The organism is Amycolatopsis sp. FDAARGOS 1241 (genome assembly GCF_016889705.1).
Classification (GTDB): Bacteria; Actinomycetota; Actinomycetes; order Mycobacteriales; family Pseudonocardiaceae; genus Amycolatopsis.
In genome coordinates, this window is sequence record NZ_CP069526.1 from 558778 (window position 1) to 573096 (window position 14319).

Annotated in this window: 12 protein-coding genes and 1 pseudogene; 5 read left to right on the top strand and 8 right to left on the bottom strand. The window is 72.4% G+C overall.

All coding sequences use genetic code 11. From position 1 onward, the window contains the following. The first annotated feature begins 4 nt into the window (after positions 1–4). Complete coding sequence (locus I6J71_RS02760) at positions 5–1453, top strand: NAD(P)/FAD-dependent oxidoreductase (RefSeq protein WP_204093280.1); 1449 nt, start codon at positions 5–7, stop codon at positions 1451–1453. A gap of 55 nt (positions 1454–1508) precedes the next feature. On the opposite strand, the gene I6J71_RS02765 is transcribed toward I6J71_RS02760, so the two are convergent. The 3 genes from I6J71_RS02765 to I6J71_RS02775 all read right to left on the bottom strand — a co-directional run bounded on the left by I6J71_RS02765 (position 1509) and on the right by I6J71_RS02775 (position 3152). Further along, positions 1509–2078: a TetR/AcrR family transcriptional regulator gene (locus I6J71_RS02765; protein WP_204093281.1), complete on the bottom strand. Its 570-nt coding sequence runs from the start codon at positions 2076–2078 to the stop codon at positions 1509–1511. Next, entirely contained in the window at positions 2075–2860 is a 786-nt protein-coding gene (locus I6J71_RS02770) for an SGNH/GDSL hydrolase family protein (RefSeq protein ID WP_204093282.1), read from the bottom strand. Before I6J71_RS02770 ends, I6J71_RS02765 begins: the two co-directional genes overlap by 4 nt. 64 nt (positions 2861–2924) lie before the next feature. Beyond that, positions 2925–3152, bottom strand: coding sequence for a hypothetical protein (locus I6J71_RS02775; protein ID WP_204093283.1), 228 nt, complete (start codon positions 3150–3152; stop codon positions 2925–2927). Between I6J71_RS02775 and I6J71_RS02780 the strand changes: the two genes are divergently transcribed. Both I6J71_RS02780 and I6J71_RS50275 read left to right on the top strand, forming a co-directional pair. Continuing rightward, positions 3151–4059 (top strand): NAD(P)-dependent oxidoreductase, encoded by a 909-nt coding sequence (locus tag I6J71_RS02780; protein WP_204093284.1) that lies wholly within the window; start codon positions 3151–3153, stop codon positions 4057–4059. The genes I6J71_RS02775 and I6J71_RS02780 overlap by 2 nt on opposite strands. Positions 4060–4071: 12 nt before the next feature. Next, a pseudogene (locus I6J71_RS50275) lies at positions 4072–4149 on the top strand (DUF779 domain-containing protein); the annotation flags it as partial. 170 nt (positions 4150–4319) lie between these two features. Here I6J71_RS50275 and I6J71_RS02785 read toward each other — a convergent pair. Continuing rightward, positions 4320–5465 carry a hypothetical protein gene (locus I6J71_RS02785; protein WP_204093285.1) on the bottom strand — a complete coding sequence of 382 codons (1146 nt, stop codon included), beginning with the start codon at positions 5463–5465 and terminating at the stop codon, positions 4320–4322. A gap of 269 nt (positions 5466–5734) precedes the next feature. Here I6J71_RS02785 and I6J71_RS02790 point away from each other — a divergent pair, with 269 nt between their 5' ends. After that, positions 5735–6430 carry an MOSC domain-containing protein gene (locus tag I6J71_RS02790; RefSeq protein ID WP_204093286.1) on the top strand — a complete coding sequence of 232 codons (696 nt, stop codon included), beginning with the start codon at positions 5735–5737 and terminating at the stop codon, positions 6428–6430. A gap of 33 nt (positions 6431–6463) precedes the next feature. Here I6J71_RS02790 and I6J71_RS02795 read toward each other — a convergent pair whose 3' ends face one another. The 4 genes from I6J71_RS02795 to I6J71_RS02810 all read right to left on the bottom strand — a co-directional run bounded on the left by I6J71_RS02795 (position 6464) and on the right by I6J71_RS02810 (position 11660). After that, positions 6464–8038, bottom strand: coding sequence for a beta-N-acetylhexosaminidase (locus I6J71_RS02795; protein WP_204093287.1), 1575 nt, complete (start codon positions 8036–8038; stop codon positions 6464–6466). Positions 8039–8125: 87 nt separating this feature from the next. Next, positions 8126–8917, bottom strand: coding sequence for an AraC family transcriptional regulator (locus tag I6J71_RS02800; RefSeq protein ID WP_239154388.1), 792 nt, complete (start codon positions 8915–8917; stop codon positions 8126–8128). 23 nt (positions 8918–8940) lie between these two features. Further along, complete coding sequence (locus I6J71_RS02805; RefSeq protein ID WP_204093288.1) at positions 8941–9723, bottom strand: alpha/beta fold hydrolase; 783 nt, start codon at positions 9721–9723, stop codon at positions 8941–8943. A gap of 62 nt (positions 9724–9785) precedes the next feature. Next, a complete protein-coding gene (locus tag I6J71_RS02810; RefSeq protein ID WP_204093289.1) occupies positions 9786–11660 on the bottom strand; it encodes a propionyl-CoA synthetase in 1875 nt (624 codons plus the stop codon). A gap of 206 nt (positions 11661–11866) precedes the next feature. Between I6J71_RS02810 and I6J71_RS02815 the strand changes: the two genes are divergently transcribed. Then, complete coding sequence (locus I6J71_RS02815; protein ID WP_204093290.1) at positions 11867–13591, top strand: serine/threonine-protein kinase; 1725 nt, start codon at positions 11867–11869, stop codon at positions 13589–13591. Positions 13592–14319: the final 728 nt, after the last annotated feature.

Consider the following 14319-nt stretch of genomic DNA (forward strand, 5'->3'; position numbering starts at 1 on the left):
GTGAGTGGATTCGACCGCTGACGCCGTGGTGGTCGGCTCCGGCCCCAACGGCCTGGCCGCCGCCGTGCTGCTCGCGCGCGCCGGGCTCGCCGTGGACCTGCACGAAGCGGCGCCCGAGCCCGGCGGTGGCGCGCGGTCGGCGCGGCTGTTCGACGCCGACGTGGTCCACGACGTCTGCTCGGCCGTGCACCCGATGGCCGTCGCTTCGCCGTTCTTCCGCGGCTTCGACCTGGCCGCGCACGGTGTCGAGCTCTGTCAGCCCGAAGTCGCGTACGGGCATCCCGTCGATCGACGCCGCACTGGTCTCGCGTACGCGGATCTCGAGCGCACGTGTGCCCGGCTCGGCCCCGACGCCGACCGTTGGCGCCACCTGATGGGACCGCTCGTCGAGCACACGCGAGAGCTGACCGACCTGCTCCTGGGCGACCTCCGCCGGCCACCGACGCCAGGCCTCGCCGCCGTGCTGGCCCCGCGCGTGCTCGCCCTCGGCACCGGCGCCGACGAACTCCTGTTCCGCGGCCCGGAAGCGCCCGCGCTGCTGGCCGGCGTCGCCGCGCACCCGATGGGCCGGCTGCCTTCGCTCGTCGCCGGCGGCACGGCCGTGCTGCTCGGCCACCTCGCGCACGCCGGCGGCTGGCCCGTTCCGCGCGGCGGCACGCAGGTGCTCACCGACGCCCTCGTCGCCGACTTCCGCGCGCACGGCGGTCGGGTCCACGTGCACAGCCGCGTCACCGACCTGCGGCAGTTCGCCAAGACCCGCGCGGTGCTGCTCGACGTCGGCCCGCGCGGCTTCCTCGACCTCGCGCGACCACTCCTGCCGCCGCGCTACCGCCGCGCGCTGGAGAACGTGCGCTACGGTCCCGCCGCGGCGAAGGTCGACTTCCTCGTCTCCGAACCGATCCCGTGGCGCGAACCCGAGCTCGCGAACACCGCGACCGTCCACATCGGAGGGACGGCCGCGCAGGTGCGGGTGGCCGAGAACACCGTGGCTGCCGGGCGCCGCGCCGACGAGCCGTACGTCCTGCTCGCCCAGCCGATGGCCGCCGATCCGTCGCGCGGCCTCGCGCACAAGCAGCCGATCTGGGCCTACGCGCACGTCCCGAACGGCGATCCCCTCGACGCCACGGAGATCGTGCGCGCCCGCATCGAACGCTTCGCGCCCGGCTTCGGCGACACGGTTCTCGCGTCCCGCGGCGTCCCCGCGCCGGAACTCGAGGCGTACAACGCGAACTACGTCGGCGGCGACATCTCCGGCGCCGCCCTGACGCTGCGGCAGCTGCTCGCGCGCCCGGTCGTCCGGTGGAACCCGCACACGACGCCGTTGGGCGGTGTCTACCTCTGCTCCGGCGCCACCCCGCCGGGCCCCGGCGTGCACGGCATGGCCGGGCTGCACGCCGCGAAAGCCGCGCTGCGCCGGGAGTTCGGGATCCGCGCGTTGCCCACCGGCTGGTGATCAGGCGCGCGGCCGGAGACGCCGAGCTTCGTCGGCAGCGGCTCCGCGCCGAGTGTCAGCCCAGGTATGCGTCGAGCGTCACCGCGAGGGCCGATTCCGGCGACGGCGCGAAGCTCGCGCCCGCCAGCCCGCCCCACAGCCACAGCTGGGCCAGGCCGTGCAACGCGGCCCACAGCGAAGCCGCGACGAGTCGCGGGTCCGTGCCGGGCTTGAGCCGGTCGTCGTGCGCGGCTTCGCGGTCGAGGCGCACGAGCTCGGCGAAGTAGTCGAAGACGGCGCTGCTCGCGGCGACGAGCCCTGGTTCGGTCGCGTCGATGAGGTCGCGGCGGAACATCAGCTCGAACATCGCGGGGTTGGCGAGCGCGAAGTCGACGTACGCGTGACAGGCGGCGGTGACGCGTTCGCGAGCGGTCCCGTCCGGCAGCTTCGTGCCGCGTTCGAGCAGTTGCGCGAAGCCGAGGGTCGCGACCGCCGACAGCAGTTCCGCGCGACCGGAGAAGTGGCGTAGGGGCGCACCGTGGGAGACGCCGGCGGCCTTCGCGATGCCCCGGAGCGTGACCGCGTCCACACCCTCGTCGGTGAGCAGCGTGGCCGCGGTCGTGATCAGCCGCCGGCGCGCGGTCACAGCTGCGCTTCGGAGAAGGCGACGGGCAACAGTTCGGGGCGCTTCGGGAAGAAGCCGTCGCCGGGTGAGCGGCCGATGAGGCGGTTGTGCAGGCGCGTGAGGGCGACCGGCACGACCTCCTGCCAGAACCACTGCAGGTCGGCGCGCAGGCTCGGGCGCGCGGGCAAGCCCGGGAGCGGCTGGAGCCAGCCGTGGTCGTGGCCGACGTCGATGCGGTCGAGCACGTGGCCGGCCACGCGGAGGTGGCCCGCTTCGGACAGGTGCAACCGGTCGGGGCCGAAGTAGCGCGAGTCGTGGGCGGCGTGGTCGGGCCAGAGGTCCACGAGCTTGGCACCGTAGCTCACCGAGGCCTCCCGGATGGCGTCGTTGAGGGCGGTCACGCGCGGGCGCATGCGGGCGCTGAAGGGCATGCGGTGGGCGACGTCGCTGAGGGTGAACGTGACTACGGTGGGCGCGATGTGCGTGCACCGGCGGATCGCGGCGTCGACCCGGCGCGCGACCGTGCGCGCGTCCCAGCCGCGGCTCATCACGTCGTTGCCGCCGCCGAACAGGGCGATGAGGTCGGGCTCGTGGCGCTCGGCGGCGGGCAGCTGCTCGGTGATGATCTGGTCGAGGCGACGGCCGCGGACGGCGAGGTTCGCGTAGCGGAACCCGGGCTCGTCCTGCGCGAGCCGGCCGGCGACGAAGTCGGCCCACCCGCGGTACTGGCTGTGGTCGGGGTACGGGTCGTCGAGCCCCTCGGCGCAGCTGTCGCCGACGGCGACGAATTTCTGGAAGCCCATGTCGATCTCCGTAACCCCTGGTTCACCTTGTAGACACTGTCTATCAAACCGAGGTAGACGGTGTCTACGTGGGGTTCACCTCATCGACCGCGAAGAGGTCCAGCAGGGCAGGCTGCGCCGGTACCACCGCCGCACGCCGGCGGGTGCCGGCGGGTGCCGATGCCGTCGCCGCCGAAGCCAACGGCCGCGCGGCACCCACGGCGCGCGAGAGTTTCCTCTGCGGGAAGGAAAGCGCCGGCGTGTGTGGGCACGGCTGGCCCGCGAACCGCCCGTCCGCGATGATCTTCGCCATGAAAATCCTGGTGGTGGGTGGAAGCGGCTTGCTGGGGTACCACGTGCTGGCGGAGCTGCGGCTGCGCGGGCACGAGACGACCACGGTGGCTCGCACGCGCCGCGAAGGCGTCGACCGGGTCGTCGACGTCGCGACGGCCGCGGAAGACGAGTTGCGGGAACTGCTCGCCGGACACGACGGCGTGGTGTTCGCGGGCGGTACCGACGACCGGCGGATCGACAAGGGACCCGTCGGCCCGCGGTTGCACGCCGGCAACGTCGCGCCGGTGGTGGCGTTGCTGAAGACGGCGCGCGCGGCCGGGTGCACGCGGGCGGCGGTGCTCGCGTCCTACTACACGTACTTCGACCGGGTGCATCCCGAGTGGGGCCTGGCGGCGAAGCACCCGTACGTGCGGAGCCGGCTCGAACAGGCGCGCGTCGCGCGTGAGACGGCGGGACCGGACCTCCCGGTGGCGTTCATCGAGGTGCCCTACGTGTTCGGCGTCGCACCCGGGCGGGTGCCGGAGTGGTCGCGGCCGGTGGTGAAGTGGGTGCGGTCGTCGGCGCCGTTGTTCGCACCGCCGGGTGGCAGCGCGGCGACGAGCGCGCGCGGCGTCGGCATCGCGACGGTCGACGCGCTCGAAGACGCGTCGGGTGCCGACATCCCGGTCGTCGAGGAAAACCTGCGCTGGGCCGACATGCTCAGCCGTATGGCCGGCGCCGCGGGCAAACCGCGCGCGGTGCGCACGCTGCCCGCCGGGGTCGTCCGTGCGGCCTTCCGCGTCGGCGGCCGCGTGAACGGACTCACCGGCAAGGAACCCGGCCTCACCATCGAACACCTCGGCGGCCTGTTCCTGCGGGAGCTGTTCGTCGACCCACTGGCACCCCGCTCCGTCGACGAAGCCATCCGCGAGACGGCGAAAGCCTGACCACGCAAGGGATCCGCACCCGACGGCGTTCGCTTCCTGATTCGCTCGCGCCTGTTCAGCGACGAGGAATCGGCGGCGCTGAACGGCTGAACCCCGAGGGGCCGGGTGCGGCCCGGACCCAGGCAACGGTGCCGGGCCGCTCCCGCTGGGTGCCGGCGCTGACCTCACTGGAGCGCGTGCGGCGCGGGAAGGCACAGTTCCGTCCGCTGAACTCCCGAATCCACCGGCTCAGGCGGACGCGGCCGCGGATTCCGGCCGGCTCACGCCGTCAGCCGCCCCGCGACGTCGGCGATCAGGGCGAGCCGGTCGCGCTGGGGCTTGATGAGGTTTTCGAGCTGCTCGCTCGCTCCGTGCTGGAGGCCGGCGTCGAGCGCATCGGCGTCGTGGTCGTCGATGCGGCCGATGTGCCACTCCTCGATGTTGTCGATGCCCAGCTCGACGCTCAGCTGCTTCCGCAGGTCGGCCAGCTCACCGCTGGTGAAGGTCAGTTCGGCGCCGACGGTGGCCAGTTCGCGGGCGTGGTCGTGCTCCCAGTTCTCCACGATGGGCCTCGCGTGGTCGTGGGCGTCGAGCAGGTGCTTGACCGCGACTTCCCAACCGTGCGGCGGGTGGTCGAGATCCGACCAGGCCTGCTCGATCCGCGTGAAGGCCTCGGCGACCTGGGGCCAGGCGGCAGCGGCGGCGCGCAGCACCGGCGTGGCCTCGCGCCGGTAGACCGCCTTCGCCCACAACGTGTGCGCCACGTCGAACTCGTCGCAGATCAGGCGCTGCTGCTCGGTGTCGGCGTCTTCGTGCGCGAGCGTGGCCGGCTCCGGCTCGTCGCCGGTGAACTCGGCGAAGTGGAACTTCACCCGATCGACGGGCTGTCCGCCCACCATCATCCGGGTGGCCTTGATGAACTTGTCGTGGTGCGGAATCGGGGAGTCGTCGCCCGCTTCGGCCAGCACGACCTCCTTCGGCTGCCGCGCTTCCCACGCGGCCTTCTCCGCTCGCACGGCTTCGAGGGCCTGTTCGGCCTCGTGGGCCTGCTGGGCGGCCACTTCCTCGGCGCTCGGCGGGGCCAGTTCGGCCATCAGCGCGAGGATCTCGGGCGGCTGCCCGCCGTGCCGAGTTCCGTCCGCGTCGACGTAGTAGCCCTCGACATCCGGCTCGAAGGCGCTGCGACGGCCGTGGACGAGCGTGCTCGTCAGAGCCGGAGCGTGCTGCTGCCACGCGGCGTGGCACCGCGTTGCCTCGTCGGGGTCGGTGAAGCAGCAATACGCGACGTTCCGCCCGTCGGCTCCAGGCTCGAGGGCGTCGTTGCGCACGCGTACGGAGGAATACGGGCCGTACGGCATCAGCGCCGAGACCTCGTCGCGGGCGCGTCGCGAAGACCGGGAGGCGCGGCGCCGGGGCCACAGTCTCATCGTCGGAACCCTCCTTCCGGTGGGCAGTTGTGCTCCAGACCACACCGAACGGCGCCCAATATCAAGATCAACCGGTTCGTGTCGCCGGCAAACGGCCGGCCGGTCCGATCAGGACTGCCGGCCAAGGTCGGCTCCGATCGGCTCGTGACGGCCCGGCACGCCCGTCGCAAGCGTTTGCGGGCAGTGCCGCCGGAGGCCGTCGCGGGCTCGGCTCCAGCGGCGGTCAAAAGCACCTGACCTGCGGTGGGCCGCGTGCTAGCTTCGCGAACGTGACCACCCTCGAACTCGCCGGTGTTTTCGTCGGCCGGCCCGCCGTGCTGGGGCGCCGGCGGGAACGGCCCGTGCGCAGTGCGATCGTGAAGGGCCGCGTGGCCGAGCCGGAGCTGGAACTCACCCGGCTCAACCTCGACGGCGACGAACAGGCCGACCTGAAGGTGCACGGCGGGGTCGACAAAGCCGTTTACGCCTACCCCGCGCAGCACTACCCGGCGTGGACCGCGGAGGGGTTCGACGTCGAGCTGGGCGCGTTCGGCGAGAACCTCGCCGTGGCCGGCGCGGACGAATCCGAGGTGCGCATCGGCGACGTGTGGGAGTGGGGCGACGCGCGGCTGCAGGTCTCGCAGCCGCGGCAGCCGTGCTTCAAGCTGGCGATGCGCACGGGCCGCAAGGACGTCGTGCCGACGGTCATCGACTCCGGCCGCTGCGGCTGGTACCTGCGCGTGCTGGAGCCGGGCCGTGTGCCGACGGCCGGCGCCCTCCGCGTGGTCGAGTCCGACCCGGCGGCGCCGACCGTCGAAGAGGTTCACCTGATCGCGTTCGCGAACTTCGCGCAGCTCGAGCCGTGCCTCGCCGAGGCGGGGGTGCGGCGCGCAGAACAGATCCTCGAGACACCGGCGCTGTCGCGGTCGTACTCCGGCGGGATCCGCAGCTCGGTCCGGCGCTGGCGGCTGCGCAACGCCGGCTGACCGGGGCCCCGGCGCGCCGGGGCCCCGCGTGCGTCACTTCCAGTCGACCTGCGGGGACCGGTAGAAGTCGATCCCCTGCGCCTCCCACCGCGGTGCCTGCTTGGCGAGCCGCACGCGGTAGGTGTCCCAGTCGCGCGCGGACTGCGGCGACCAGCCGATCTCCGCGAGACCGGGCAGGCGCGGGAACGCCATGTACTCGATGTCGTCGTTCGTGCGGATCGTCTCCGTCCACAGTGGAGCTTCAACGCCCGCGACGTTCGCCTCGCCGACACCTGGCACCAGCGTCGCCGGGTCCCAGTCGTAGGCGTCCTTGACCTCGACGAGACCCGCCCAGTCCTGGCCGAGCGGCGTGTCCTCGGTGTACTTCATGTCGAGGTACGCGTGGTTCGACGGAGCCATCAGCAGCTTGCCGCCGCGCGCGGCGAACGACGCGAGGTCGGCGTTCGCGCCGCCCTGGTCCCAGTACTCCGGCACTGCCGTGGCCGGCAGGTCCGACTTCGCGATTTCGTGCCAGCCCGTGATGAGCTTTCCGTACTTCGCGACGATCGGGTTCACCTTGGCGTAGAAGGCTTTGTAGTCCGCTTCGGACGTCGAGTGCGCCTCGTCGCCGCCGATGCCGAGGTACTTGCCGGGCGTGATGGCGGCGAGCTCGCGGATCACGTCGTCGACGAACCGGTACGTCGTCGGCGAGTCGATGCACAGCGAGCTGTAGCCGACCTCGGTGTCGGTGCGCGGCGGGACCGCGATGCCGTCGCAGTTCAGCTCCGCGTACGTCGCCTGGGCCGCGTTCGTGTGCCCCGGCATGTCGATCTCCGGCACGACCGTGATGTGCCGCGATGCCGCGTACGCGACGAGGTCCTGGTACTCGGCCTGCGTGTAGTAGCCACCGGGGTCGCCGTACGCGGCGGTCTTGCCGCCCTCGGTCGCCAGGCGCGGCCAGCTCTTGATCTCGATGCGCCAGCCCTGGTCGTCGGCCAGGTGCAGGTGCAGGGTGTTGATCTTGTACTGCGCGAGCTGGTCGATGTACGTCTTCACCTGCGCCGGCGTGAAGAAGTGGCGCGCGACGTCGAGCATCGCGCTGCGCGTGGCGAAGCGCGGGTAGTCGAGGACGGTCCCGCCGGCGATCGTCCACTTGCGCAACTGCACGCTCTTCGCGTCGATCGCCGAGGGCAGCAGCTGCCGCAGTGACTGCACGCCCTCGAACAGTCCGTCGGCCGTGTTCGCCTTCAGCGTCACGCCGGACTTGGCGACGGCCAGCTGATACCCCTCGGCGCCGACGCGCTGGTCCGCATGGCCGAGTTCCAGTGAGATCGCGGGCAGTCCGGCGTTCGCCGGCACCACGGGCAACGGGTAGCCGGTGGCGGGCCGCAGCAGGCCGCGCAGGTACCCGGCCACCTGGTTCGCGCCCTTGCCCGCGCGGATCACCGTGAGCGGCGACAGCGTGAAGTCGCCCTTCGGATCCGCCTTGGCCTGCACGGGCAACGGGACGAGGTCGGTGACACTGCGCTCGGGGGCCGCGGGCGCCGCCGACGCGGACGCCGGCAACCCCAGCGCCGCGAGCCCCACCACGGTGACACCCAGTACGGCTCTGGACAAGCTCTTCCTCACAGGGGTACCTCCGGTCAAGGAGCGGGTTGTCCCCAAGAGGTATAGACCAGTAAGCCGGCCGCGGACAACAGCCGAAAGGCTGGCCGCTCACCCCGGCCACGCGACGTCGTCGATGGACAGCCACGGGGCGGCGGCCACGGCCGCAGGAGTGAGCCCGGTGAACGCGCGAACCTCGTGGTGCAGGTGGGATTGGTCGGCGTACCCGCTCGCGGCCGCGACGTCGGCGGGCGCACACCCCGACGCCAGCAGGTGGGCGGCGTGGTCGAACCGCACCAGCCGGGCGGCGCGTTTCGGCGTGATGCCCAGCTGCGCCCGGAACCGCGCCCAGAGGCGTTTGCGGCTCCAGCCCACTTCGTCGGCCAGGCCTTCGACGCGGGCGCGGCCGTGGCTGGTGAGCGTGCGGCGCCAGGTGTGCGCGACCTCCGCGTCGACCGAGCGTGCACCCAGCCGCCGGCGGACGAACCCGGCCGCGAGCGCGAACCGGGCGTCCCACGACGCCGTCTCGCGCAGCCGGTCCTCGAAGCGCGAGCCGTCGCGGCCCCAGACGTCCGCGAGCGGCACCGCTTCGCCGGGATCGGACCCGAGGACCGCGGCAGCCACCGCCGGTTCGAGCCGGATCTGCAGGCATTCGCCGATCCGGCCATCGGCCCGCGGTTCGCCGGGGCACAGCCCGACGACGACGCTGCCCCGGCCGCGCCGCCCGAACGCGCGGTAGCCGAGGCCGTCGCTCAAGTCCACGAGGACCGTCACGGCCGGGTGCGCCACCATCGTGATGTCCACGGGCGCGGGCACGCGGTGCCGGAACCCCGCCATGCGGAGGCCCGGCAGCCGTCGCGGCGGAACCGCGACGTCCACGTCCGCCCAGTCGAAGGCCTGCACGCCACCACGCTAAGCGCCGCCGGTCACAGGCGGGTCGCCGCGAAGGCCAGCAGCAGCTGACCGGTCTTCGCGGGCTCCTCGACGAGCGGGACGTGCCCGACGCCGGGCAGGAACTCGACCCGCGCGACCGCTTCGTAGTCGTGCGCCGACGCCGGATCCCAGCGCGGATCGGCCGCCCCGAAGACCACCAGCACCGGCACGTCGAGCTTGGCCAGCCGGTCCGGCACGCTCCGCTCGCCGACGTACGCGCCGTTGTGGCGCAGCACCTGCCGGAACGCGCGGTACGTCGTGCCGCGCAGTTCGGTGACCATGTCGTCCGGGACGTCGACCGCACGCGCCATCGTCGCGCCGATCCCGCGGCGGATCACCGCGTCCGACCGCCGCCGCCACAGCAGCGGCCCGAACGGCGGCGCCAGCAACAGGCGCAGGATCAGCGGCTGCGGCAGGAGCGCGCTCATCCGCGGGCCGGTGCTGATCAGCGCAAGCGAACTCACCAGGTCGGGCCGCTGCTCGGCGAGGGCGGTGGCCACGTACCCGCCGCTCGAATGCGCGGCGACGACGGCCGGGCCGGTACCCAGCTCGTCGAGCAGCCGGGCGACCCGGCGAGCCTGCGCCGGTACGGCGAACGACGGCGGCGGCGTCGACCGTCCGCAGCCGGGCAGGTCGAGCCGGATGACGTGGTGGTGCCCGGCCAGCGCGGGCACCAGTTCGCTCCAGGAGCCGCCCGTGGCGCCGGAGCCGTGGATGAGCAGCAGCGGCGGCGCTTCGGCCGGGCCGTCGTGGACCACGTGCAGGTACTCGTTCATGCGGACGACGATGCCCGCGCCCGCCACCTCGCGTCTTGGAAAAATGTCAGCACTTGGCTGTCTCAGCGACGCAGAACCGCTCGCAAAGCGTCGAGCACACCGGGATCCTCGATCGTCGAGGGCACCGGCTCGTCGCGGCCGTCGACGATGCCGCGCATGGTCTTGCGCAGGATCTTGCCCGAACGCGTCTTCGGCAGCGCCTCGACCACGGACACGTCGCGGAACGCCGCCACCGGCCCGACGTCACGGCGCACCAGTGCCACGAGCTCCTCGCGCAGCTCGCCCTCATCGACGTCCGCGCCCGCCTTCAGCACCACGAACCCGCGCGGCACCTGGCCCTTGAGCTCGTCGGCGACGCCGATCACCGCGCACTCCGCGACGGCGGGGTGCGAAGCCAGCGCCGCCTCCATCGACCCCGTGGACAGCCGGTGGCCGGCCACGTTGATCACGTCGTCGGTGCGGCCCATGACGAACAGGTAGCCGTCTTCGTCGACGAAGCCGGAGTCGCCGGTGAGGTAGTAGCCGGGGTAACGCGACAGGTACGCCTCGCGGTAGCGCTCGTCGTCGCCCCACAGCGTCGGCAGCGAGCCCGGTGGCAGCGGCAGCTTCACGACGATCGCGCCCTCCCGGCCCGCGGGCAGCTCCTCGCCGTTCTGGTCGAGCACGCGCACGTCCCAGCCCGGTACGGGTTTCGTCGCCGACCCCGGTTTCACCGGCATGGGCTCGAGGCCACGCGGGTTGGCGGCGATGGGCCAGCCCGTTTCGGTCTGCCACCAGTGGTCGATCACGGGCGTGCCGAGGATCTCGCTCGCCCACTGGTAGGTCTCGGGGTCGAGGCGCTCGCCGGCCATGAACAGCGTGCGGAACTTCGCCAGGTCGTACTTCTTGAGTTCGGCCGAGCCCGGGTCGACCTTCTTGACGGCCCGCAGCGCGGTCGGCGCCGTGAACAGCGCTTCCACGCCGTGCTCGGCGATCACGCGCCAGAACGCGCCCGCGTCGGGTGTGCCGACCGGTTTGCCCTCGTACAGGACGGTCGTCGCCCCGATCAGCAGCGGCGCGTAGACGATGTAGGAGTGCCCGACGACCCAGCCGACGTCCGACGCCGTCCACCAGGTGTCGCCCGCGTGGATGTCGTAGACCGCGCCCATCGACCAGGCCAGCGCGACGGCGTGGCCACCCGCGTCGCGCACCACGCCCTTCGGCTTCCCGGTGGTGCCGGACGTGTACAGGATGTACAGCGGATCCGTCGCCTTCACCGGCACCGGGTCGGCCGGTTCGGCGGTTTCGACGAGGTCGACCCAGTCGAGGTCCGTGCCCGACAGTTCGGCCGTCGCCCGCTCGCGCTGCAGCACCACGACGTGGTCGGGCTGGTGCTCGGTCATCTCCAGCGCCGCGTCGATGATCGGCTTGTACTCGACGACCCGAGTCGGCTCGATCCCGCACGACGCGGCGATCACGAGTTTCGGCTTCGCGTCCTCGATGCGCGCGGCGAGCTCCTTGGGCGCGAACCCGCCGAACACCACCGAGTGCACCGCGCCGATCCGCGCGCACGCGAGCATCGCGATCACGGCCTCGGGGACCATCGGCAGGTACAGGATCACGCGGTCACCCTTCGTGACCCCGAGCGACGTGAGCGCACCGGCGAACGTCGCCACCTCGTCACGCAGCTCGCTGTAGGTGTAGCGCCGCTTCTGCCCCGTGACCGGTGAGTCCCAGATCAGCGCCGCCTGCCCGCCGCGGCCGCCGTCGACGTGCCGGTCGAGCGCGTTGTAGGCGGTGTTGAGCTCCCCGTCGGGGAACCACCGGTAGAACGGTTCGCGCGACGCATCCAGGGCTTTCGTGGGTGGCTTCGTCCAGTCGATCGCCCTCGCCGCCTCGAGCCAGAACCCCTCGGGATCGTCCAGGCTGCGCCGGTAGGTTTCCGCATAAGCGCCCACGGTGTCTCCCTCGACAGTGTTCTCCTCGACGGTTCTCCTCAATCCGTCCTCATGATGGCCCCGGGAAGGGTGTCGTGCAGGTTTCACAGCGGTCACGACCCACCCACCCGGCAACCCCGCGAAGGCGGCGTGCGTCCTAAGCTGGGCCACGGGGATCAGCCGCGTGGCGGTACCAACCGGCCACCGAGAGTGAGGGGAACCAGGCGGTGAGCGGATTCGCGAGCGCGCTGCTCTCGTTCGCCCACACCCTGTTCGGCCCGGGGTTCTGCCCCGGCGACTGGGTCTGGGCGACGACCACAGCCGGTGCGCTCGTCGCGCTGTTCCCCGCGCTGGGGGCGCTGGTGGTGGCCCTCGTCCGCAAGGGGACGGGCAATCGGTACGACGCCACGACGCTCACCGTGTTCGGGCTCATCGGCATCGTGAGCGTGCTGGTGCTGCCGTGGCTGCTGGCGAACGGCATCTCGGAGACGTTCCGCGAAGTTTTCGCCGGGGGCAAAGGCGCGCTGTCGGCGGCCGACCGCTCGACGCTCGACACGTCCTACTGCTTCGTGGGCGTGCAGAAGTCGTACCTGGGCGGCGGCAGCAACGTCTTCGAGGCCATCTTCTACAACAAGGGCCTGAAACTTTCGTACGGGCTCTACGTGCTCGCGCTGACCGTGCTGCCCGCCGGGTCGCTGTTGTTCATCATGCTGCAGGCGCGCACGGCGTTCCGGCGCGGGCCGAAGTGGCCGTCGCGGTTCTTCTGGATCCCGTTCGTGGTCATGGTGGTGGCGAGCGTCGGGATGTCGGCCAACACTGCCGTGCACTTCTGGCTCGGCTTCCTGCCGTTCAGCGTGCTGGGGCTGATTCCCGTGGGCCTGGTCGGGCCGCCGCCGTGGTCGGTGATCAACCGGCCGGAGCCCCGGCGCGAGCCGGAGCGGCCGCCCGTTTCGCAGGCGGCGCCGCGACCGCAGCTGCCGCCACCTCCGCCACCGCCACCGCCGATGAACAAGCCGTACCCCGCGACGGCGCTGGCGTCCGCGCCGGAGCCGCCGGGGCTGCTCGCCGCCGCACCGGGACCGGTTCCGCCGGCGCCGGGTTCGCGGGGAGCCGGGGGCAGCCGCTACCGCCGCGTCCGCCGGCTGGGGCACGGCGGGTTCGGCACGGTGTGGGAGGCCGTCGACACGCAGCTCAACCGGACGGTCGCGCTGAAGATCGCCCACGCGCCCGACCGGGACACCGAAGAGCGCATGCAGCGTGAGGCGCGTGCGCTGGCCGCGGTGAACCACCCGAACTGCGTGAAGGTGTACGACCTGGTCGAGGAGCCGGACGGGCTCGCGCTCGTGATGGAGTACCTGGAGGGTCGCCCGCTTGCCGAGGTGGTCGACGGCCAGGGGCCGCTCGACGACGTCGCCGCCGGCCGCCTGTGGTCCACGATGGCCGGCGCTCTCGTCGCGGCGCACGAGAAGGGTGTGCTGCACCGCGACCTCAAGCCGTCCAACATCATCCTCGACCCGGCCGGCCTGGCCCACCTCATCGACTTCGGCATCGCCCGCAGCCAGGGCGACTCCAAGATGACGGCCACCGGCATGATGATCGGCACCCCCGACTTCGTCGCGCCGGAGCAGGCGATGGGCGCCCCGGCCAGCCCGGCCTCCGACGCGTGGCAACTGGCCGCCACCATCAGCTACGCCCTGAGCGGCCAGCCCCCGCGCGGCACGCGCGAGACCCCGATGGCGGCTTTGATGGCCGCCGCCCGCGCGGAGCCGGTGTCGCGGCTGCCGACGCGCTCGGCGCACGCCCGGATCCTGCGTGCCTCCCTCGACCAGGAGCCACGGCGCCGGCCCACGCTGAACGCCGTCCGCCGCGAGGTGGAGGGCTGGCTCTCACGCGCCGGGAAGTCCCCGGACGGCCCGGTCACCCAGATCGTCCCGCGGCAGCCGCACCGCTGAAATTCGCTGGCGCGGTGCGGCATGATCGTGGGGTGACGACTCTTCGAAAGGGCCATGGCGCGTAGATCGCCGGCCACTGTCCGCGCCGGGCTTCCGATCCGGCCGCGACCTTGCTTCTCCACTGTTCCGGACGTGCCGTGGTCGATCCTGGCGGACGTTCACCGCGCCGAAGCCACTGTCCTGCGGTCCGGGGCCGTCAACCGCGCGCTCGTCGTCTTCCGGCGTCGGGCCCGCTCCCGGTGCTGGTCGTTGTCCCACTGGGTGGTCGACCGTCCCTTCGGCGAATTCCTGGCGCGTTGGGTGCCGGCTTGGCGTTCGTCGCTCTGCCGCCCCGGCGCAGGGCCGCGCTGCGCCGCGTCGTCCGCCCGACCGAGGCCGGGTTCCGCCGCAACACGATGGTCGACCGTGGCGCGTAGGTCACCGGCGGCGGCTCGTGCTCGGTTGCCGGTGCGGCCGCACTGGGGTCGCGAGTTCTCGGTCATCCCCGGTCTGCTTCGGTGGGTGCTGGCCGACGTCCACCGCGTCGAGGCGATCCACCTGCGGTCGGGAGCCGTTGCGACAGCCGTCCGTGACCTGCGCGGGTACGCCCGCAACGCCCACCTCGACGGCTCTTCCGCAACGCTCGACTGCCCCTGCTGCGAACCCCTGACCAGGTGGAACTTGGAGGTGGCTCTTCGCGCGCTGCCGCCACGAAGCCGCGCAGCTCTGCGCGCAGTCCCGCGGCCCCT

Coding starts and splice junctions, on each gene's coding strand:
- I6J71_RS02770 (WP_204093282.1), bottom strand. CDS start 2,860: ATGGGCTTCCAGAAATTCGTCGCCGTCGGCGACAGCTGCGCCGAGGGG.
- I6J71_RS02780 (WP_204093284.1), top strand. CDS start 3,151: ATGAAAATCCTGGTGGTGGGTGGAAGCGGCTTGCTGGGGTACCACGTG.
- I6J71_RS02775 (WP_204093283.1), bottom strand. CDS start 3,152: ATGGCGAAGATCATCGCGGACGGGCGGTTCGCGGGCCAGCCGTGCCCA.
- I6J71_RS02785 (WP_204093285.1), bottom strand. CDS start 5,465: ATGAGACTGTGGCCCCGGCGCCGCGCCTCCCGGTCTTCGCGACGCGCC.
- I6J71_RS02805 (WP_204093288.1), bottom strand. CDS start 9,723: ATGAACGAGTACCTGCACGTGGTCCACGACGGCCCGGCCGAAGCGCCG.